The organism is Jannaschia sp. Os4 (genome assembly GCF_016820245.1).
Classification (GTDB): domain Bacteria; phylum Pseudomonadota; class Alphaproteobacteria; order Rhodobacterales; family Rhodobacteraceae; genus Jannaschia.
The window spans coordinates 294,588-313,877 of the sequence record NZ_JAFCAR010000003.1; the positions used below are offsets into that span (position 1 = coordinate 294,588).

Sequence of the window (19,290 nt, forward strand, 5' to 3'; positions counted from 1 at the left end):
GCGCGGGGCCGTCTCCCCGGTGGCCCTCCGACCCGGCCCGTGGCATCACCGCGAGGCACCGAACAAGGGGGTCCGACATGGCGTTCGGCAAGGGCTGCCACCTGCATCTGATCGACGGATCGGCCTACATCTTCCGGGCCTTCCACGCGCTGCCGCCGCTGACCCGCAAGTCGGACGGCCTGCCCGTGGGCGCGGTGCGCGGCTTCTGCGACATGTTGGACCGCTACGTGCAGGGGAACACCGGGTCGGACGCCGCGACGCATGTGGCGGTTGTGTTCGACAAGGGCTCGGTGACCTTCCGCAACGAGATCTACGACCAGTATAAGGCCAACCGCTCGGAGATGCCCGAGGATCTGCGCCCGCAGATCCCGCTCACGCGCGAGGCGAGCCGGGCCTTCAACCTCTTCACCGTCGAGATCGAGGGCTTCGAGGCGGACGACATCATCGCCACCCTGTCCTGCCGGGCGCGCGACGCCGGGGGGCGGGTGTCGATCCTGTCGTCGGACAAGGATCTGATGCAGCTGGTCGGCGACGGGGTCGAGATGCTCGACCCGATGAAGAACCAGCGCATCGACGTGGACGGGGTCTACGACAAGTTCGGGGTGCGCCCGGATCAGGTGGTGGACGTGCAGGCGCTGGCGGGCGACTCGACCGACAACGTGCCGGGCGCGCCGGGGATCGGGATCAAGACGGCCGCGCAGCTGATCACCGAGTACGGAGACCTCGAGACGCTGCTGGACCGGGCCGAGGAGATCAAGCAGCCCAAGCGGCGCCAGACGCTGATCGAGAAGCGCGACCAGATCGAGATGTCGAAGCGGCTGGTGCAGCTCGATTGCGAGATGGAGTCGGACGAGGTGCCCGCCTTGGACGACCTCGAACTGCGCGATCCGGTGGCGGACGACCTGCTGGAGTTCCTCAACCGGATGGAGTTCCGCACCCTCGTCCGCAAGATCGCCGACCGCCTGGACGCGCCCGTGCCGGAGGCGCCGGAGGTGGTGCCGGTCGACGGCGACGCCGCGCCGCGCGAGCCGGAGGAGAAGGAGCTGCCGCCGATCTCCCACGCCGACTACGAGGTCGTGCGCGACGAGGCGGCGCTGCAGGCCTGGATCGACGGGATCAACCATCTGGGCGTCGTGGCGGTGGACACCGAGACGACGTCGCTCGACGAGATGCAGGCGGAGTTGGTGGGGATCAGCCTGTCGGCGGGGCCGGGGTCGGCCTGCTACATCCCCTTGGGCCACAAGGCGCAGGCCGACGACGACACGGGCGACCTCTTCGCCGCCGCCGATCCCGACCGGCTGGCCGAGGGGCAGATGCCACTCGAGCGGGCCGTCGAGATGCTCAAGCCGCTCTTGGAGGATCCGGCGGTCCTGAAGATCGGGCAGAACATGAAGTACGACTGGAAGATCCTGCGCCGCTACGGCGTCGACGTGGCGCCGGTCGACGACACGATGCTCATCTCCTACGCGCAGCACGCGGGCCTGCACGGGCACGGCATGGACGAGCTGTCGGACCGCTACCTCAACCACCGGCCCATCCCGATCAAGGAGCTGATCGGCTCGGGCAAGTCCCAGATCACCTTCGACCGAGTGCCGATCGACAAGGCCGCGCCCTATGCCGCCGAGGACGCGGAGATCACGTGGCGGCTGTGGCACGTGCTCAAGCCGCGGCTGCCGCAGGCGCACGTGACCAAGGTGTACGAGACCTTGGAGCGCCCGATGATCCCGGTGCTCGCGCGGATGGAGATGGCGGGGATCAAGGTCGACCGCGACCACCTGAGCCGCATGTCGGGCGCGTTCAGCCAGAAGATGGCGGCGTTGGAGGAGGACATCCACGCGCTCGCCGGGCGGCCGTTCAACGTTGGCAGCCCCGCGCAGGTGGGCGAGATCCTCTTCGGCGAGATGGGCCTGCCCGGCGGCAAGAAGACCAAGGGCGGGCAGTGGGCCACCGGCGCGGACGTGCTGGAGGACCTCGCGACCGAGCACGACCTCGCGCGGCGGCTGCTCGACTGGCGCCAGATCAGCAAGCTGAAGAGCACCTACACCGACAACCTGCAGACCCATATCGACCCGGACACGGGGCGCATCCACACGTCCTACTCCATCGCGGGGGCGAACACGGGGCGGCTGGCCTCCAGCGACCCCAACCTCCAGAACATCCCCGTCCGTACCGAGGAGGGGCGGCGCATCCGCGAGGCCTTCGTCGCGCCGGAGGGCCGGGTGCTGGTCTCGCTCGACTACTCCCAGATCGAGCTGCGCCTGCTGACCGAGTTCGCGGACGTGCCGCGGCTGGAGGAGGCGTTCACGCGGGGCGACGACGTCCATGCGGTGACCGCGTCGGAGATGTTCGACATCCCCCTGGACGAGATGACGCCGGACGTGCGGCGCTCGGCCAAGGCGATCAACTACGGCATCGTCTACGGCATCAGCGGGTTCGGCCTGGCGCGGAACCTCCGCATCCCGCGCGAGCAGGCGCAGGACTTCATCGACACCTACTTCGAGAAGTTCCCCGGCATCCGGGACTACATGTCCGAGACGACGACGTTCGCGAAGGAGCACGGCTACGTCCAGACCCTGTTCGGACGGCGGATCAACACGCCGGGCGTGGGCCAGAAGGGGCCGGCGGCGGGCTATGCGCGGCGCGCCGCGATCAACGCGCCGATCCAAGGGTCCAACGCCGACATCATCCGCCGCGCGATGGTGCGGATGGAGGACGCCATCGCCGACCTCGACGCGACGATGCTGCTGCAGGTGCACGACGAGCTGCTGTTCGAAGCCGCCGAGGACGCCGCCGAGTCGCTGATCGAGCGGGCGCGCGAGGTGATGGTGCGCGCCCACCTGCCGGTGCGGCCGCTCTCGGTGCCGATCGTCGTGGACGGGGGCGTGGGGCGCAACTGGGCCGAGGCGCACTGACGCCCGAGGGCCGACATGGGGCCGGCCCTGACCGGGAACGCTTGTGCCCCACGCGGGGCGCCGCGAAGGTGGCGGGATGCAGCCGCCCGCCCGATCCCTCCCCGTACCGGCGCGGCGGCACGTGCGGCTGTTCCAGGTCCACCAGTTCCTCGACCGCTTCGCCGCCGGGCTGACCGTGGCGGCGACGGTGCTGGCCCTGCAGGGCCGGGGCCTCGACGTGGGCGAGGTCGGTGCCCTCTTCGCCATCTATGCGGCCGTGGCCATGGCGGCGGAGCTGCCCTTCGGCGGGCTCGCGGACGGGATAGGGCGCAAGCCGGTCTTCCTGTCGGCCGTGGCGGCGAGCTTGGCCGCCTCGCTGGTGTTCCTCGCGTCCGGGACGTTCTGGCCCCTCGCCGCGTCCTTCGCGCTCGTGGGGCTCGGACGTGCGCTCCGCTCGGGAACCTTGGACGCGTGGTACGTCGAGGGCCTCCGCGCCCATGCGCCGGGGGCCGCGCTCCAGCCGCTCCTCGCACGGGCGCAGACGGCGGCCTTCGCCGGGCTGGGCTCGGGCGCGATCGCGGGCGGCCTCCTGCCGGGATTGCTGCCGGGCAACGCGCCGGGCGCGCCCATCGTCGGCCGGACGATCTACGACGTCTCCTACGCGGCGGGGATGGCCGTGTCCGCGGGCGTGCTCGCCTACACCGTCCTCCTCGTCCGGGAGCCGCCGCGCGAGCGGAACGGTCGGGCGGTCCTGCGCGTGGCGCGGGCGGTGCCGGCGACGATCCGGGACGGCGCCCGCCTCGCCGTCTCCGACCCGGCCCTCCGCCTCCTCCTCGCGGCGCTCGCGCTGATGCTCTTCGCCACCAATCCGGTCGAGGTGCTCTGGCCCACGGTCGTGCAGGCGATGCTGGAGCCCGAACGCGCGGCGGCGGCCGTCGGACTGCTCGCGGCGGCCTACTTCCTCGCCATCGCGCTCGGGGCGCATGTCGCCGCGCGGATCGGCGCGCGGCTCGAGGGGCGGGACGCGTGGATGCTCGGCGCGGTGCTCGCGGGCCTCGCGCTCTGCCAGATCGCGCTCGCGTGGCAGGGCACGGCGTGGGGCTTCGTCGGTGCCTTCCTCGCCTTCTCCCTCATGCTGGGCCTGTCGGAATCGCCCGCCGCGAGCGTCCTGCACGCCCACGCGCCCGACGACCGGCGCTCCACCCTCCTGTCGCTGCAGTCCTTGGTGAAGCAGATGGGCGCGATGATCGGGCTGCTCGTGCTGGGCGGCATCGGGGACCGGGCGGGCGTCCCGGCGGCATGGGGCGCGGGCGCCGGCGCGCTGGCCGCGGCGTCGCTCCTCGCCTTCGGTCTGGCCGCGCGTCCGGGCCGGTGAGGCAGGGGGCGCCGCGCGCGGCCCGTCACCACGCCGCGGCGCGGAACGTCTGGACGAGATGCGCCACCAGCGCGCGCAGCCGGGCCTCGCGGCGGCCGGGGAGGGTGACCGCGTAGATGGCGCCGTCATGGGTCTCGGAGCGGCCGGGGAGCAGTTCGACGAGGCGCCCGTCCCGCAGGGCGGGGCGGGCGAGGTGCTCGGCGCAGCGCATGGCCCCGTGGCCGTCAACGCAGGCGGCGAACAGAGCCTGCCCGTCGTCGGAGCGGAAGCGGCCCCGCGCATGGACCTCCGCGCCGTCGAGGAAGCGCCAGCGGTTCAGCCCGGCGCGCGGACCGGTCCATGCCAGCAGCGGCCAGCCGGCGAGGTCGGCGGGGGCGGCGGGCGTCCCGAGGCGGTCCACCAGCGACGGCGCGGCGACGAGGATCCGGTGGAGGTCGCAGAGCTTGCGCGAGACCAGCGTCGAGTCGGGCAGGCGGCCCATCCGCACGGCCACGTCGATGCGCTCGCCGATCAGGTCGACGCGGTCGTCGGTGAGGATCAGCTCCACCTCCAGCCCCGGATGGGCGTCGAGGAAGGCGGGCAGCGCCGGACGGACGCGGTCGAGCCCGAAGGCCGACGGCGCGGTGAGGCGGAGCGTGCCGTCGAGCCGTCCGCCCGTCAGCCCCTCCTCGGCCGCGTCGGCGGCGAGCACGGCGGCGCGGGCGCCCTCGACGTAGCGCAGCCCCTCGGGCGTGGGGGCCATCGTGCGCGTCGTGCGGTCGAGCAGGCGGGCGCCCAGCCGCTCCTCCAGGCGGGCCACGGTCTCGGAGACGAAGGGCTGCGAGGCCCCGAGCGAGCGCGCGGCCGCAGAGAAGCCCCCCGTCTCGATTACCGCGAGAAGGACGCGCATCTGTGTGAGCCGGTCGTCGCGCATGGGGTGGACCATAACAGTTATCGCCGCCGCGGCGTCGACCCGGAACCGGCGGGCGATGTAGCCCGCATGGCGGAATGGAGGACGACCCATGCTCGATCTCGGCGACCGGACCAGCATCTACCAGCCCGCGCAGGAGGGCCTCGCCTTCCCGTGGGAGCCGGAGCATTCCGATCCCGCCGAGGAGCGGCTCTACCGCAAGCGGCACCTCGCGGCCGCCTGCCGCGCCTTCGCGCAGCACGGGTTCGACTACGGCTTCGCAGGGCATCTGACGGTGCGCGACCCGGAGCGGCCGGATCTCTACTGGACGAACCCGATGTGCGTGCACTTCGATCAGGTGCGGGTGTCGAACCTGATCCTCGTCGACCACGAGGGGACGGTGGTCGAGGGGTCGCACGCGGTGAACCGGGCGGGCTTCGTGCTGCACGCGAAGGTGCACGACGCGCATCCCGACATCCTCGCCATGTGCCACGCCCACACGCCCTACGGGACGGCGTGGTGCGCGACGGGGCTGCCGATCGAGCCGATCACGCAGGACGCCTGTGCGTTCTTCGAGGACCATGTGGTGATCGGGGACCATGCGGGGCAGGTGGCCGTCGAGGAGAACGCGGGCACGGACGTGGCGGCGGCCTTCGCGGGGGTGAAGGCGGCGCTTCACCAGAACCACGGGCTGCTGACGGCCTCGCGCCACTCGATCGACGCCGCCGCCTTCTGGTTCATCGCGCTGGAGCGGTGCTGCCAGCAGCAGCTGGCGCTGCACGCGACGCCGTTGGAGCGCATCCGCATCCCCGCGGAGCGCGCGCGGTACTCGCGGGAGCACGTGGGGTCCGAGTACATCGGCTGGCTCCATTTCCAGACGCTCTACGCGCAGCTGGAGGCGACCCGGCCCGACTTCCTCGACTAGGGCCGCGCCGGACAGGGCGCGGACCCTCGGCCGCCCATGCCCCGGGAGGGGGGCGTGGGCGGCCCTTTTTCCTCACCGTCCCCGCAGGTGGGCGAGGAAGTTGACGATCTCGCGGCCCCGGCGGCGGCGGTCCAGCACCTCGGCACCGACCCCGATCTGCCACGCGAGGTCGCGGCGGGACGGGTCCGCGTCGAGCGTGCGGACGGTGCGGGCGAAGGCCTTGGCCGCCGCCTCGTCCTCGGCCATCCCCTGCGCGACCAGCGTGTCGGCCTTGCTCTCTAGCGCGTCCGCGATCTCCCAGAGGGCCAGTTCGGGGTGATACTGCACCCCCCAGTGGACGCCGGGGCCGCAGCGGATCTCGGCGGCCTCGACGGGGGTGTCGGGGGTCCGGGCGACGACGGTCGTGCCCGGTGCGGGGCGGTCGACCTCGGCGGAGTGCATGGCGGGCGCGTCCCACGAGCAGGGGCGCCCCGCCAGCATCGGGTGGTCGGCCAGCGCGACGATGCCCCGGGCGAACCCGGCCTCCAGCCCCTCGGGCCGGGCGCGGGTGGTGCCGCCCGCCGCCGCCGTCGCGATCTGCAGCCCCGCGCAGGAGCCGAAGGAGGGCGTGCCGGAGGCGAAGGCCATCGCCGCGAACGCGGCGGCGGCGCGGACCTCCGGCGTGTCCTCGTGCATCTGGATGGGCGAGCCCGCGTAGAGGATCCCGTCGTGGCGCGCGAGGTCGGCCTCGGACAGGTCCGTGCCGGTGACGCAGTTGGTCTCCGTCAGCGCCACGCCGTCGTCGAGCTGGCGCAGCGTCCCGGCGAATGTCTCGTGGGAGGCTTGGCCGCTGCGGCGGCGCCGGTCCGCCATCTGGTCGGGGGTCTCGCTCGCGACGACGAGCAGGGAGAGGGTCACGGGCGGGTCCATGCGAAGGGCGGAGGCCGGAGGTAGGGCGGTGGCCATCCCGGGCGAGGCGCGTCATCCTCCGCGCGATGATCCTGCTGCTGAACAAGCCGATGAACGTCCTGTCGCAGTTCACGCCCGAGGGCCGGTGGCCGGGGTTGGCCGGGCTGGGGCTGCCGAAGGACGTCTACGCGGCGGGACGGCTGGACCGGGACAGCGAGGGGCTGCTCGTGCTGACCGACGACGGGCGGCTGCAGGCGCGGATCACCGACCCGAGGCGGGAGACGCCGAAGACCTACCTCGCCTTGGTGGAGGGGGTGCCGGACGGACCGGCGCTGGACGCGCTGCGCCGCGGCGTGACGCTGAAGGACGGCGCGACGCGGCCCGCCGAGGTGGAGGCCATCGACCCGCCCGGCCTCTGGCCCCGCGATCCGCCCGTCCGCGTCCGCAAGACGGTGCCGGACGCGTGGCTGCGCCTGACGATCACCGAGGGTCGCAACCGGCAGGTGCGGCGCATGTGCGCCCATGTCGGCCTGCCGGTGCTGCGGCTGGTGCGGTGGTCGGTGGGGGAGTGGTCGGTGGACGGGCTGGCGCCGGGCGAATGGCGGGCGGCGTGACGGAGGAGATCAAGGGGCGGCCCGTGGTGACGGTGCGGTCGCGGGCGGACCTGCGGGCGTGGCTGGAGGCGAACCACGGGCGGGCCGAGGGCGTGTGGCTCACGACCTACAAGAAGGCCCATCCCGACCATCTGCCGTGGATCGAGGCCGTCGAGGAGCTGCTCTGCTGGGGGTGGATCGACGCGGTGTCGCAGAAGGTCGATGCCGAGCGGTCCGCGCACCTGGTCGCCCCGCGCAGGCACGGCTCGGCATGGAGCCGGGTGAACAAGCGGCTGGTCGAGAAGGCGCGCGCGGCGGGCGCGATGACGGACGCGGGCGAGGCGGCGGTCGCGGCGGCGCAGGCGAGCGGCATGTGGACATGGCTCGACGACGTGGAGGACGGCGTGGTGCCCGACGACCTCGCCGCCGCGCTGGGGGACCTGCGCGGCGTCTGGGACGGCTGGCCCCGCTCGGTCACGCGCGGGACGCTGGAGTGGATCAAGCAGGCCCGGACCGCGCCGACCCGCGCCAAGCGGATCGAGGACGTCCGCGCCTCCGCGGCCGCCGGGCTGCGGCCATCGGTCTTCCGGCGGTGAACCCGGACCCGGCCGTCGCGCGTTGGGGCCGCGCGACACCGAGGAGACCGCCCATGCCGACCACCCCCACGCCGGGCCAGCCCGCCCCCGCCCTGTCCGTCCCCCTGATCGACGGGCACCATTGGACCCTGTCCGAGCGCAGCCCGGAGGCGTTCACGATGATCGTGTTCTACCGCGGGCGGCACTGCCCGATCTGCCTGAACCACCTCGACAAGCTGAAGGCGGACCTGCCGGAATGGCTGGAGGCGGGGATCGACGTCCTCGCGGTGTCGATGGACGACGAGGACCGTGCGCGGGACGTCTACGAGGGGTGGGACGACCATGACGGGCTGGCGCCGCTGGCCTTGGGCCACTCGATGGACCGGGCGACGGCGGAGGCGTGGGGCCTGTACCTGTCGTCGTCGCGCGCCGAGAAGGAGCCGGACCTGTTCTCCGAGCCGGGCCTCGCGTGGGTGAAGCCGGACGGGACGCTGTGGTTCATGGAGGTGGCGTCGACGCCCTTCGTGAGGCCCGACATGGACATGCTGCGCTCCAAGGTCGGGTTCATCCGCGAGAACGCCTACCCGCCGCGCGGCATGGCGTCCTAGGCCGGCCGGGCGGGCCGTCGGATCTAGTCCGCGCGCGTCAGGCGCGCGACGATCCGGCGCGCCATCGGCGCGACCACGAGCACGACCGGGAAGGCCACGGCCCACGACGTGAGCCATGCGCCCAACCACGCGGCTCCCAATCCCTCGGCCCAGCCCATCGCGCGCAGGGTCGAGATGCCCGAAACGATGAGGCTCATCAGGCCGGACAGCACGAAGCCGAAGGCGACGGGCGCGAGGCGGGCGGGAATCATCAGAACGTCTCGCCCATCGGGCGGACGGCGACCTCCTCGGACCACGCGGAGGGGTCTTGGTCGACGAGGTGCCGGTAGGTCCGGGCGATGGCGTCGGGGTGCAGCTGTCCCTCGCCGGTGCCGATGGCCCCGTCGACGTTGATCCACGCGACGTGCACCCCGCGGGGGTGCAGCTCCCGCGCCATGGACTGGGCGAGGCCGCGCTGGGCGAACTTGCCCATCGCGAAGGGGGCGGAGCGGGGGAAGCCCTTCACCCCGGCGGAGGCGCCGGTGAAGAGGATGGTGCCCTTGGCCGCCCCCTCGTTGGCCAGCATGGCGCGCGCGGCGAGGCGCCCCATCAGGAACGCGCCGTAGGCGGTGACGTCGAGCGCGCGGCGCACGTCCGCCGGATCGAGGTCGGTGATCGGGCCGCGCGACCGGGCGGAGGGGTTGTAGACCGCGACGCGCAGGTCGGCGGGGAGGTCGGCGAATACGGCCGCCATCGCATCCGCGTCCGAGGCGTCGGCTGCGACGAGGCGTGCCCCGGTCCCGGCCGCGAGGTCCGCGAGGTCGTCGGTCGTGCGGGCGACGAGCGTGAGGTCGTGGTCCGGCGCCAGCGCGCGGGCCACGGAGGCGGACAGGCCGGGGCCGGCGCCGACGACGAGGGCATGGGGCATGGGGCGGATCCTCCTGCGGGCCATGTGGCCCGAACCGTGGAGGGGCGTCCATGCGCCGTCGCGCGCAGCGACTGTGCGTCCGCCTTGATGCGGCCACGTCGGCTTGGTTGAGGACGTCCATGCGCCCGCCCCATCCCGACGACGACCCCGAGCTGCGCGCCCACGCGGCGATGCCGGAGATGCTGGCCGACCTCGGACTTCCGCCGACGGGCTGGCGCGCCACGCGCCTGATGCGGCGCACGGACCCCGACCTCGCGCGCGCGGTGCTGCGCTGCGACCACCGCGCGCACCCGTCGCTCGTGATCAAGGCGCAGACCCGGCCCTCCGACGCGGCCGAGCATGCGGGCGACGTGGCCTACCAGCGGCGCGCGCACGACGTCTTCCCCCATGCGCCGGACCTCTCGGTGCCGGAACTCGTGTGGGAGGATCCGGAGGGCCTCGCCTGCGCGCTGCGCTACGTCGAGGGCGAGAAGGGCGCGCCCCGCCTGCGCCGCCTCGCGCCCGCCGCGCGGGGCGACGCGCTGCGGCATCTGGGCCGCTGGTTCGCGGCTCTCCACGGTGCCGGCGGGGTGGAGGCCGAGCCGTTCCACCCCCGCGCGTCGATCGCGCGCTACCGGGAGATGGCCGAGGCCGTCCGGGCGGGCGCGGCGCGGGTGGCGCAGCGTCCCGTCTTCCTCGGGGCGGTGGCGGAGTTGCGCCGCCGGGCGGGCGCGCTGGCGGAGGCGGGCGCCCCGGACAGCGCCCGCGTCCTGCCGCACGGGGACGCGCATCTCGGCAACTTCCTCTGGGGGCCGGACGGGCGGCTCTGGGGCTACGACCTCTACCCACGCGGGCGCTCGGCGGCGGCGCAGGACGTGGCCAAGCTGCTGATGGACGTGACGACCGTGGTGCACGCGCCCGAGGACGTGGAGCCCGGCGACCCGGTCCCGCCCGCGACCCGCGCCGCGTTCCTCGAGGGGTATGGCGCGATGGAGCCGGACGATCCCGTGCTCGACCTGTTCTGCCGGGCCGAACTCGTCCGCATCCTGTCGACGGTGCCCGCGCTCCCCGCGCAGCGGTCCACGGGGAAGGCGCGGACGCTGGCGCGGGTGCTGCCGGTGATCCGGCGGGTCTTCGGGCACGCGTGAGGGGCGGCGGGCGTCAGTCGATCGCGCCGATGGCGAAGAAGGTGCCCGCCGACTCGACGCCGAACGTTCCGTCGCGCGCCTCGCCCATCTCGACCAGCCGGTAGAAGGACTTGCGGTCTATCAGCGCCTCCAGCCCGCGCCGCACCTCGACATAGGGCGACGGCTCGCCGTCCGGGGCCGTGTCCACCCGGATCGGGTGGTCCGCGTCGGCCACCACGCGGTCGCCCACGTTGGTCTCGAAGGCGATCCCGCCCTCGGTGCGCTCGAAGTCGACGGCGACGAAGGGCGCGTCCTCGACCGTCAGGCCGACCTTCTCGACGGGGGTCACGAGGAAGAAGCGCCCGTCCTCCTTCTTGAGGATCGAGGCGAAGAGCCGCACCAGGCCCGGCCGCCCGATCGGCGTGCCCTCGTGGATCCACGTGCCGTCGCGGCGGATGACGATGTCGATCTCGCCGCAATAGGGGGGATTCCAGAGGTGGACGGGGGGCGGGCCCCCGCGCTTGGACCCGCCTTCTTTCCGGGCGGCCTCGGTCAGGGATGCGAGGACATTCGCCGATGGGCCCCCGCTCGCGCGCCCGTGATCGCTCATCGCCCTTTGCCCCCGTGCCCGTCCGTCATACCTGTTGCATCCTAACGCGGAGAGGGAGCGCGCCAATGGCGGACGAGTTGCTGGCCGAGATCGAGGCCTTGGGCGACCGCTTGGGCGAGGCGCGCCGCGCCGTCGCCACGCGGATCATCGGGCAGGACGAGGTCGTGTCGCTGACGCTGGCGGCGATGCTGTCGGGGGGGCACGCGCTGCTGATGGGCCTGCCGGGCTTGGGCAAGACGCGGCTGGTCGAGACGCTGTCGACGGTGATGGGCCTGTCGGGCGCGCGCATCCAGTTCACGCCGGACCTGATGCCGTCGGACATCCTCGGGGCGGAGGTGCTGGAGACGGCGCCGGACGGGGCGCGCAGCTTCCGCTACATCGAGGGGCCGATCTTCGCGCAGCTCCTGATGGCCGACGAGATCAACCGCGCCTCGCCCCGCACGCAGTCCGCGCTGCTGCAGGCGATGCAGGAGCGCGAGGTGACGGTGGCGGGCGAGACCCGGCCGCTGCCGTGCCCGTTCCACGTGCTGGCGACGCAGAACCCCTTGGAGCAGGAGGGCACCTACCCGCTGCCCGAGGCGCAGCTCGACCGCTTCCTCGTGCGGATCGACGTCGCCTATCCCGATCGCGACACCGAGCGGGCCATCGTGCTGGCCACCACGGGCGTCGAGGAGGCGGAGGCGCCGATGATCTTCGACCCCCTCACCTTGATCCGGGCGCAGGAGGTGGTGCGCCGGATGCCCGTGGGGGAGAACGTGGTCGAGGCGATCCTCGACCTCGTGCGCGCCTGCCGCCCCGAGGATCCGACCGCGCCGGAGGCGGTGCGAGAGCACGTGTCGTGGGGCCCGGGGCCGCGCGCGGCGCAGGCCTTCATGCTGCTGGTCCGGGCGCAGGCGCTCTTGGAAGGGCGGCTGGCCCCGGACGCGACCGACGTGGCCCGGCTGGCGCGGCCCGTCCTGATGCACCGCATGGCGCTCAGCTTCGCAGCCAGGGCCGAGGGGATCGACCTCGGCGCCGTGATCGACGAGGCCGCCGCGCGCGCGACCCGGGCCGCAGCCGCCGCGTGAGCCTCTCCGCCCACACCCCCGAGACCCTACGCGCCCGCGCCGAGGGCGCCGCCGCAGGCCTGCCGCCCCTCCTGTTGGAGGCCGAGCGGCTGGCCGCGACGGTGCTCTTGGGCGAGCACGGGCGTCGCCGGGCGGGGCCGGGCGAGACGTTCTGGCAATACCGGCCCGCGCAGACGGGCGACGCGCGGCGCGCGATCGACTGGCGCGCCTCGGCACGGGGCGAGGCGCAGTTCGTGCGCGAATCCGAATGGCAGGCGGCGCAGACGCTGATGCTCTGGGTGGACGACGCGGCGTCGATGCGCTTCGCGGGCGAGGGGCGCCCGACCAAGCTGCGCCGGGCGCAGACCTTGGCGCTGGCGCTCGCCTCCCTCGCCACGCGGGCGGGCGAGCGGGCGGGCCTGGCGCAGCTGCCTGAGCCGCCGCGCGGGGGGCGGGCGCAGTTGATCCGCATCGCCGACGCGCTCTTGGAGGGGGGCGACGCGCCGGACTACGGCGCGGTGCGGCCCCGGATCATGCCGATGGGCGCGCGGGCTGTGTTCGCGTCCGACTTCCTCGGGCCGCTGGACGCGGTGCGCCGCGCGCTGACGTCGGCCGCCGACCGCTCGGTCCGGGGCGTGCTGCTGCAGGTGCTGGACCCCGAGGAGGAGGCGTTCCCCTATGACGGGCGCACGGTGTTCGAGTCGATGGCGGGCACGCTGTCCTTCGAGACGCTGAAGGCCGGACGCCTGCGCGACGACTACCTCGCGCGGCTGGCGGCGCGGCGGGCGGAGTTGCGCGACCTCGCGCGGCGCACCGGCTGGACGCTGATCACCCACCACACGGACCGCCCCGCCTCGACCGCGCTGCTGCCGCTCTGGACGCGGCTCGCCCGGTGATCGCGTTCACCGCCCCCCTCCTGCTGCTGGCGCTGGCGGCGCTGCCGGTGCTGTGGTGGCTGCTGCGCGCCGTGCCGCCCGCGCCGATCCGGCGGCGGTTCCCCGGCATCGTCCTGCTGCTCGGCCTGCGCGACGACGAGAGCCAAGTGGCGACGACGCCGTGGTGGCTGCTGCTTCTGCGGATGCTGGCGCTGGCCGCCGCGATCGTGGCCTTCGCGGGGCCCGTGCTGAACCCGCAGCCCGCCGGTCAGGGGCGGGGGCCGCTCTTGGTGCTGATGGACGCCTCGTGGGCGTCGGCGCGCGACTGGGACGCGCGGATCGAGAAGGTCGACGCGATGCTGCGCGAGGCCGCGCGTGACGGGCGCCCCGCCGCCGTGCTGCCCCTGACCGATCCGGTGCCCGAGGCGGTGCCGTTCCAAGACGCGCGCACGTGGATCGAGCGGCTGCCCTCGGTGCAGCCGCGCCCGTGGGCGCCGGACTATGCCGGGCTGGCGGGCCTCGACACCGAAGGGGCGGAGGTGGTCTGGATCTCGGACGGCTTGGCCCGCGACGGGCGCGATGCGCTGGCCGCGCGCGTGGTCGCGTCGGGCCGCCCCGTCACCGCGCTGTCGCCGCCGCGCTTCGAGGAGGGGACGATCCGACTGCGCGGCGTGCGCGCCGACGCGGGGCCGTCGCGCAGCGTGACGATCTCGGCCGTCGGGCCGGGGCCGAACGGGGCGACGGCGCAACTGGGCGTCGCCACGCTGACCTTCGTGGAAGGAGAGACGGTCGGCGAGGTGGAGGTCGCGCTGCCGCCGGAGCTGCGCAACCGCGTGGCCCGGTTCGAGGTGGCGGGCGAACGGTCCGCCGGGGCCGTCGCGCTGGCCGACTCGTCGCTGGCGCGCCGCGAGGTGGCGCTGCTGACCCGGGCGGAGGCCGAGGCCGAGGACCTGCTCGCGCCGCTCTACTACCTGCGCCAAGCGCTCGCGCCGACCGCCGACCTGATCGAGGGCGACCTGCCCGACCTGCTGCCCGCCGCGCCCGACGTGCTGGTGCTGGCCGACGTCGCCACCCTGTCGCCCGCCGAGGCCGAGGAGGTGACGGGGTGGGTCGAGGAGGGCGGCCTGCTGCTGCGCTTCGCCGGGCCGCGGCTGGCGGGGTCGGACATGGGCCGCGACGCCGAGGATCCGCTTCTGCCCGTGCGGCTGCGGACCGGGGGGCGGACCGTGGGGGGCGCGCTGTCTTGGGGGGAGCCGAAGGCGCTGCGCCCCTTCGCCGAGGATTCGCCCTTCGCGGGGTTGGCGATCCCCGACGACGTGGAGGTGACGAGCCAAGTGGTCGCGCAACCCGACCCGACGCTGGCCGACCGGGTGCTGGCCGCGCTGGAGGACGGCACCCCGCTCGTGACGCGCAAGGCGCTGGGGCAGGGGCAGGTCGTGCTGTTCCACGTCACTGCCAACGCGGAGTGGTCGACGCTGCCGCTGTCGGGGCTGTTCGTGCAGATGCTGGAGCGGCTCGCCGTCTCGACCCGGCCCGCCGCGCCCACGGCGGAGGAACTGGAAGGGACCACGTGGACCCCGCGCGTCGTGCTCGACGGGTTCGGCACCGCGTGGGAGGCGGGGACGCTCGCGGGCGTTCCGGGCGAGGCGCTGGCGGAGCCGGTGCCGGGACCCGATCTCGCGCCGGGCCTCTACGAGGGGCAGGGCCGCTCGCTCGCCGTGAACGTGCTCGGCGCCGAGAGCGTGATCGCGCCCGCGACGTACCCGGCGGGCACCGTGGTGGAGGGGCTGGACGGCGCCGAGGAGCAGGATCTCGCGCCGCCGCTCCTCGCGCTCGCGGTGCTGCTGCTCGTGATCGACGCGCTCCTGTCGCTGTGGCTGGGCGGACGCCTGCGCCGGGCGCCGCCCGCGACGGCGCTGCTCGCGCTGATGCTGCTGGGCCAGCCCGCCGACGCGCAGGACGTCCCGCCCGTCCCGGAGGAGGTGTCGCTCGCCCATGTCGTCACCGGCGACCCGCGCGTGGACGAGGTGGCGCTGGCGGGCCTCGACGGCCTGTCGCGCATCCTGACCCAGCGCACGAGCGTCGAGCCCGCGCCGCCGCGCTCGGTCAACCTCGAGACCGACGAGATCGCGTTCCTGCCCGTGCTCTACTGGCCCGTGACCGAAGATCAGCCGATCCCCTCGGCGGACGCCTACGCCAAGCTGAACCGCTACCTCCGCTCGGGCGGCATGATCCTATTCGACACGCGCGACGGCGACGGCGGCTCGCGTGCGGCCGCGCGCCTGCGCGACCTCGCCGCCCCCTTGGACGTCCCGCCCTTGGAGCCGCTGCCCGAGGACCACGTGCTGACGCGGACCTTCTACCTCCTCCAGGACTTCCCCGGCCGCTACGCCTCCCGCGACGTGTGGGTCGAGGCGGCGCCAGCGCCGGTCGAGGTCGAGGGGCTGCCCTTCCGCACGCTCAACGACGGGGTGACGCCGGTGCTGATAGGCGGCAACGACTGGGCGGCGGCGTGGGCGGTGACGCCCGGCGGCCTGCCGATGCTGCCCGTGGGGCGCGGCTTCGCGGGCGAGCAGCAGCGCGAGCTGGCCTACCGCTTCGGCGTGAACCTCGTGATGCACGCGCTGTCGGGCAACTATAAGAGCGACCAGGTCCACGTGCCCGCGCTGCTCGACCGGCTGGGGAACTAGGCGCATGACCACCTCCATCGTCCTGGACCCGCTCCTGCCGCTCTGGCTGGTGATTGGCCTCGCCGCGCTGGCCGCCGCCATCGTCGTGCTGACGCTGTGGCGCCGCTCGCCGGGCTGGTGGCTGCGGCTGGGCTCGCTCGCCGTGCTGCTGGCCGCGCTGCTGAACCCCTCGCTCCAGTCCGAGGAGCGCGAGGCGCTTTCGGACATCCTCCTCGCCGTGGTGGACCGCTCGGCGTCGCAGACGCTCTCGGATAGGACCGAGCAGACCGACGCCGCTCTCGCCGCCTTGGAGGCCGAGGCGGAGGACGCGGGGCTGGACCTGCGCGTCACGACCGTGCGCGACGACCCGACCGGGACGCTGGCGATGGCCGCCCTGTCGGAACTCTTGGCCGAGGTGCCGCGCGACCGGGTGGCGGGCGCCGTGATCGTCTCGGACGGGCGGGTGGCCGACGCGGGCCTCGCGCCCGACCTCCCCGCGCCGCTGCACCTGCTGCGCACCGGGCGCACCGGCGACTGGGACCGCCGCCTCGTGGTGTCGAACGCCCCGGCCTTCGCCATCCTCGACGAGGAGTTCACCATCACCTTGGAGGTGGAGGACCAAGGCGCGGCCCCGGGCGACCTGACGACGCCGATCACCGTCTCCGTCGACGGGGGCGAGCCGCAGACCTACGAGATGCCCATCGGGCGGCCCCTCGACCTGCCGCTCGCGCTGCCCCACGGGGGGCGCAACGTCATCGAGTTCACCATCCCCGAGGCCGAGGGCGAGCTGACGGCGCGCAACAACGCCGCCGTGGTCCAGATCAACGGGGTGCGCGACCGGCTGCGCGTGCTTCTCGTCTCGGGCGAGCCGCATCCCGGCCAGCGGACGTGGCGCAACCTGCTCAAGGCCGACTCGGCGGTGGACCTCGTGCACTTCACGATCCTGCGCCCGCCGGGCAAGCAGGACGGGGTGCCCGTGACCGAGCTGTCGCTGATCGCCTTCCCGACGCGGGAGCTGTTCATCGACAAGATCGACGAGTTCGACCTCATCATCTTCGACCGCTACCAGCGGCGCGGCATCCTGCCGGGGATCTACCTCGACAACGTGCGGCGCTACGTCGAGGACGGCGGCGCGGTGCTGATCGCCGCCGGGCCGGACTTCGCCACCGCCGATTCGCTCTACCGCTCCCCGCTCGCGCCGGTGCTGCCGGGCTCGCCCTCCTCGATCCTGCTGGAGGGGCCGTTCCAGCCGCAGGTCAGCGAGACGGGCGACCGCCACCCGGTGACCTCCGGTCTCGACCTGCAGCAGCCCGAGGACGAATGGGGCCGCTGGTTCCGGCAGGTGCAGGTCAAGCCCTCGCCCACCGCCCAGGAGGTGATGACCGGCTACGAGGACGAGCCGCTCCTGCTGCTCGACCGCGTCGGCCCGGTGCCCGAGGCGCAGGGGCGCGTGGCGCTGCTGGCGTCGGACCACGCGTGGCTGTGGGACCGGGGCTTCGAGGGCGGCGGCCCGCAGGCGGAGCTCCTGCGCCGCGTGGCCCATTGGCTGATGAAGGAGCCCGACCTCGAGGAGGAGGCGCTGCTCGCCACGGCGCTCGGGCAGGAGATCACGGTCGTGCGGCGAACGTTGGGCGACGCGCCCGGCGCGGTGACGGTGACGGCTCCGGACGGGATGGAGTCGGTGCTGGCGTTGTCGGAGACCGGCCCCGGCCAGTTCAGCGCGACCGTCGACGCGGACCAGCAGGGGCTGTGGCGCTTCGAGGAGGGCGAGCGGACGACGGTGATCGGCCTCGGCCCGCCCGCGCCGGCCGAGTTCGTGGAGACGGTGGCGACCGACGCGGTGCTGGCCGACGCCGTGGCCACGCGGCGGGGCGGGGCGATCGCGCTGGAGGCGGGGGCGCCCGACCTCCGGCCGGTGGCCGAGGGGCGCGCCGCCGCCGGGCGCGGCTGGATCGGCTACGTCCCGCGCGAGGCCTACCTCCTCGCGGACCTGCGCCTGACCCCGCTGGCGCCCGCATGGGTCATGCTCCTCCTCGCCGCGCTGCTCGCCGTCGGCGCGTGGCTGCGCGAGGGTCGGCGGACCTGATCGCTCCAATCCGACGGGCCGAGAGGCTTGCGAACCGTCCGCCCTCCGGCCACCCTCCCCCCGTCGCGGCGCGCAGGTGAAGGTTGCACTAAAGTGCCCCTCGTGCGCTATCATGCCGCAACCATGTCTCGACAGGGAGGAGAGACCCCATGACCACCCGGAGAGCGCTGCTCGCCGCCGCCGCGTCCCTGACGCTGGCCCCCGCCGCCTTCGCGCAGGAGGTGACGCTCAAGCTGCACCAGTTCCTGCCCGCGCAGGCCAACGTGCCGAAGCTCGTCCTCGACGTCTGGGCCGACAACGTCGAGGCCGCCTCCGAGGGCCGCATCGAGGTGGAGCGCTACCCGTCCATGCAGCTGGGCGGCGTGCCGCCGGAGCTGATCGACCAAGCCGCCGACGGCGTGGCCGACGTGGTCTGGACCGTGGTCGGCTACACGCCCGGCCGCTTCCCCACGACCGAGGTGTTCGAGCTGCCCTTCATGGTGGGCGACGCCCGCGCCGCCTCCTACGCCTACTGGAACATGTTCGAGGAGGAGATGCAGGAGGAGTTCTCCGACGTGCACATCGTCGGCACGTGGGTGCACGGGCCCGGCATGTTCCACACCGCCGATCCGGTGAACGTGCCCGCCGACCTCGAGGGGATGAAGATCCGCGGCGGCTCCCGCCTCGTGAACCAGCTGCTCGAGCTGACCGGCGCCGAGCCGATCGGGATGCCCGTCCCCGCCGTGCCGGAGGGCCTGTCCAAGGGCGTGATCGACGGGACCACCATCCCGTGGGAGGTGACCGCCGCCCTGAAGATCCCCGAGTTGGTGGAGTATCACACCGAGTTCGAGGGCAACGCGCTCTACACGCTGACCTTCGTGCTGGCGATGAACAAGGGCGTCTACGAGGGGCTCTCGGACGAGAACAAGGCCGCCATCGATTCGGTGTCCGGGCAGGCCTTCTCGATCTACGCGGGCGGCACGCAGGCCGACGCGGACGGCCCCGCCCGTCAGGCGGCGGTCGACAACGGCAACGAGATCATCACCGTCTCCTCCGCCGACGCCGAGGCGTGGGCCGAGACGGTGCAGCCGATCTACGACACGTGGATCGCCGAGATGTCCGAGCGCGGCAAGGACGGGCAGGCCCTGATCGACCGCGCCAAGGCGCTGATGGCCGAGTACGACCCGTCGCTCGACAGCTACGAGGCCCTGTCGAACTGATCCCCGTCGGGATCGACCGGGGCACCCCTGCGGGGGTGCCCTTCGCTT

The 19,290-nt window shown here is 73.8% G+C and carries 17 protein-coding genes; 12 read left to right on the forward strand and 5 right to left on the reverse strand.

What is annotated here, in order from left to right; all coding sequences use genetic code 11:
* Positions 1 to 77: 77 nt before the first annotated feature.
* Both polA and JQC91_RS06445 read left to right on the forward strand, forming a co-directional pair.
* Positions 78 to 2,912 (forward strand): DNA polymerase I, encoded by a 2,835-nt coding sequence (gene polA, locus JQC91_RS06440; RefSeq protein WP_203285983.1) that lies wholly within the window; start codon positions 78 to 80, stop codon positions 2,910 to 2,912.
* Between the two features lie 76 nt (positions 2,913 to 2,988).
* The gene (locus tag JQC91_RS06445; protein WP_203285984.1) at positions 2,989 to 4,266 is read left to right on the forward strand and encodes an MFS transporter; all 1,278 of its coding nucleotides are present in this window, start codon (positions 2,989 to 2,991) and stop codon (positions 4,264 to 4,266) included.
* Between the two features lie 25 nt (positions 4,267 to 4,291).
* On the opposite strand, the gene JQC91_RS06450 is transcribed toward JQC91_RS06445, so the two are convergent.
* The gene (locus JQC91_RS06450; protein ID WP_203285985.1) at positions 4,292 to 5,269 is read right to left on the reverse strand and encodes a LysR family transcriptional regulator; all 978 of its coding nucleotides are present in this window, start codon (positions 5,267 to 5,269) and stop codon (positions 4,292 to 4,294) included.
* Between JQC91_RS06450 and JQC91_RS06455 the strand changes: the two genes are divergently transcribed.
* Positions 5,268 to 6,080: a class II aldolase/adducin family protein gene (locus JQC91_RS06455; RefSeq protein ID WP_203285986.1), complete on the forward strand. Its 813-nt coding sequence runs from the start codon at positions 5,268 to 5,270 to the stop codon at positions 6,078 to 6,080. The two genes, JQC91_RS06450 and JQC91_RS06455, sit on opposite strands and share 2 nt — an antisense overlap.
* 72 nt (positions 6,081 to 6,152) lie before the next feature.
* Here the strand turns inward: JQC91_RS06455 and JQC91_RS06460 are convergent, their stop codons facing one another.
* Complete coding sequence (locus JQC91_RS06460) at positions 6,153 to 6,989, reverse strand: gamma-glutamyl-gamma-aminobutyrate hydrolase family protein (RefSeq protein WP_203285987.1); 837 nt, start codon at positions 6,987 to 6,989, stop codon at positions 6,153 to 6,155.
* A 65-nt stretch (positions 6,990 to 7,054) separates the two neighbouring features.
* Here JQC91_RS06460 and JQC91_RS06465 point away from each other — a divergent pair, with 65 nt between their 5' ends.
* From JQC91_RS06465 to JQC91_RS06475, 3 genes are read left to right on the forward strand one after another with little or no spacing between them, the layout of a single operon-like run.
* Positions 7,055 to 7,582 (forward strand): pseudouridine synthase, encoded by a 528-nt coding sequence (locus tag JQC91_RS06465; RefSeq protein WP_203285988.1) that lies wholly within the window; start codon positions 7,055 to 7,057, stop codon positions 7,580 to 7,582.
* Positions 7,579 to 8,157, forward strand: a complete 579-nt coding sequence (locus tag JQC91_RS18215) for a YdeI/OmpD-associated family protein (RefSeq protein WP_203285989.1) — start codon at positions 7,579 to 7,581, stop codon at positions 8,155 to 8,157. The genes JQC91_RS06465 and JQC91_RS18215 overlap by 4 nt, the downstream gene beginning before the upstream one ends.
* Positions 8,158 to 8,210: 53 nt before the next feature.
* Positions 8,211 to 8,744: a redoxin domain-containing protein gene (locus JQC91_RS06475; protein WP_203285990.1), complete on the forward strand. Its 534-nt coding sequence runs from the start codon at positions 8,211 to 8,213 to the stop codon at positions 8,742 to 8,744.
* A gap of 23 nt (positions 8,745 to 8,767) precedes the next feature.
* Here the strand turns inward: JQC91_RS06475 and JQC91_RS06480 are convergent, their stop codons facing one another.
* Positions 8,768 to 8,995 (reverse strand): DUF2798 domain-containing protein, encoded by a 228-nt coding sequence (locus tag JQC91_RS06480; protein ID WP_203285991.1) that lies wholly within the window; start codon positions 8,993 to 8,995, stop codon positions 8,768 to 8,770.
* The gene (locus JQC91_RS06485; protein ID WP_238941358.1) at positions 8,995 to 9,651 is read right to left on the reverse strand and encodes an SDR family NAD(P)-dependent oxidoreductase; all 657 of its coding nucleotides are present in this window, start codon (positions 9,649 to 9,651) and stop codon (positions 8,995 to 8,997) included. Before JQC91_RS06485 ends, JQC91_RS06480 begins: the two co-directional genes overlap by 1 nt.
* A gap of 119 nt (positions 9,652 to 9,770) precedes the next feature.
* On the opposite strand from JQC91_RS06485, the gene JQC91_RS06490 reads away from it, so the two are divergent.
* Positions 9,771 to 10,778: an aminoglycoside phosphotransferase family protein gene (locus JQC91_RS06490; RefSeq protein WP_203285993.1), complete on the forward strand. Its 1,008-nt coding sequence runs from the start codon at positions 9,771 to 9,773 to the stop codon at positions 10,776 to 10,778.
* Positions 10,779 to 10,791: 13 nt separating this feature from the next.
* Here the strand turns inward: JQC91_RS06490 and JQC91_RS06495 are convergent, their stop codons facing one another.
* Positions 10,792 to 11,367 carry a DUF1285 domain-containing protein gene (locus JQC91_RS06495; RefSeq protein WP_203285994.1) on the reverse strand — a complete coding sequence of 192 codons (576 nt, stop codon included), beginning with the start codon at positions 11,365 to 11,367 and terminating at the stop codon, positions 10,792 to 10,794.
* Positions 11,368 to 11,432: 65 nt separating this feature from the next.
* On the opposite strand from JQC91_RS06495, the gene JQC91_RS06500 reads away from it, so the two are divergent.
* From JQC91_RS06500 to JQC91_RS06520, 5 genes are all read left to right on the forward strand, one after another.
* Positions 11,433 to 12,434 carry a MoxR family ATPase gene (locus JQC91_RS06500; RefSeq protein WP_203285995.1) on the forward strand — a complete coding sequence of 334 codons (1,002 nt, stop codon included), beginning with the start codon at positions 11,433 to 11,435 and terminating at the stop codon, positions 12,432 to 12,434.
* The gene (locus tag JQC91_RS06505; RefSeq protein WP_203285996.1) at positions 12,431 to 13,309 is read left to right on the forward strand and encodes a DUF58 domain-containing protein; all 879 of its coding nucleotides are present in this window, start codon (positions 12,431 to 12,433) and stop codon (positions 13,307 to 13,309) included. The genes JQC91_RS06500 and JQC91_RS06505 overlap by 4 nt, the downstream gene beginning before the upstream one ends.
* The gene (locus tag JQC91_RS06510) at positions 13,306 to 15,978 is read left to right on the forward strand and encodes a DUF4159 domain-containing protein (protein ID WP_343069916.1); all 2,673 of its coding nucleotides are present in this window, start codon (positions 13,306 to 13,308) and stop codon (positions 15,976 to 15,978) included. Before JQC91_RS06505 ends, JQC91_RS06510 begins: the two co-directional genes overlap by 4 nt.
* Positions 15,979 to 15,982: 4 nt before the next feature.
* Positions 15,983 to 18,043, forward strand: coding sequence for a hypothetical protein (locus JQC91_RS06515; RefSeq protein WP_203285997.1), 2,061 nt, complete (start codon positions 15,983 to 15,985; stop codon positions 18,041 to 18,043).
* 149 nt (positions 18,044 to 18,192) lie between these two features.
* Positions 18,193 to 19,242: a TRAP transporter substrate-binding protein gene (locus JQC91_RS06520; protein WP_203285998.1), complete on the forward strand. Its 1,050-nt coding sequence runs from the start codon at positions 18,193 to 18,195 to the stop codon at positions 19,240 to 19,242.
* Positions 19,243 to 19,290 lie beyond the last annotated feature (48 nt).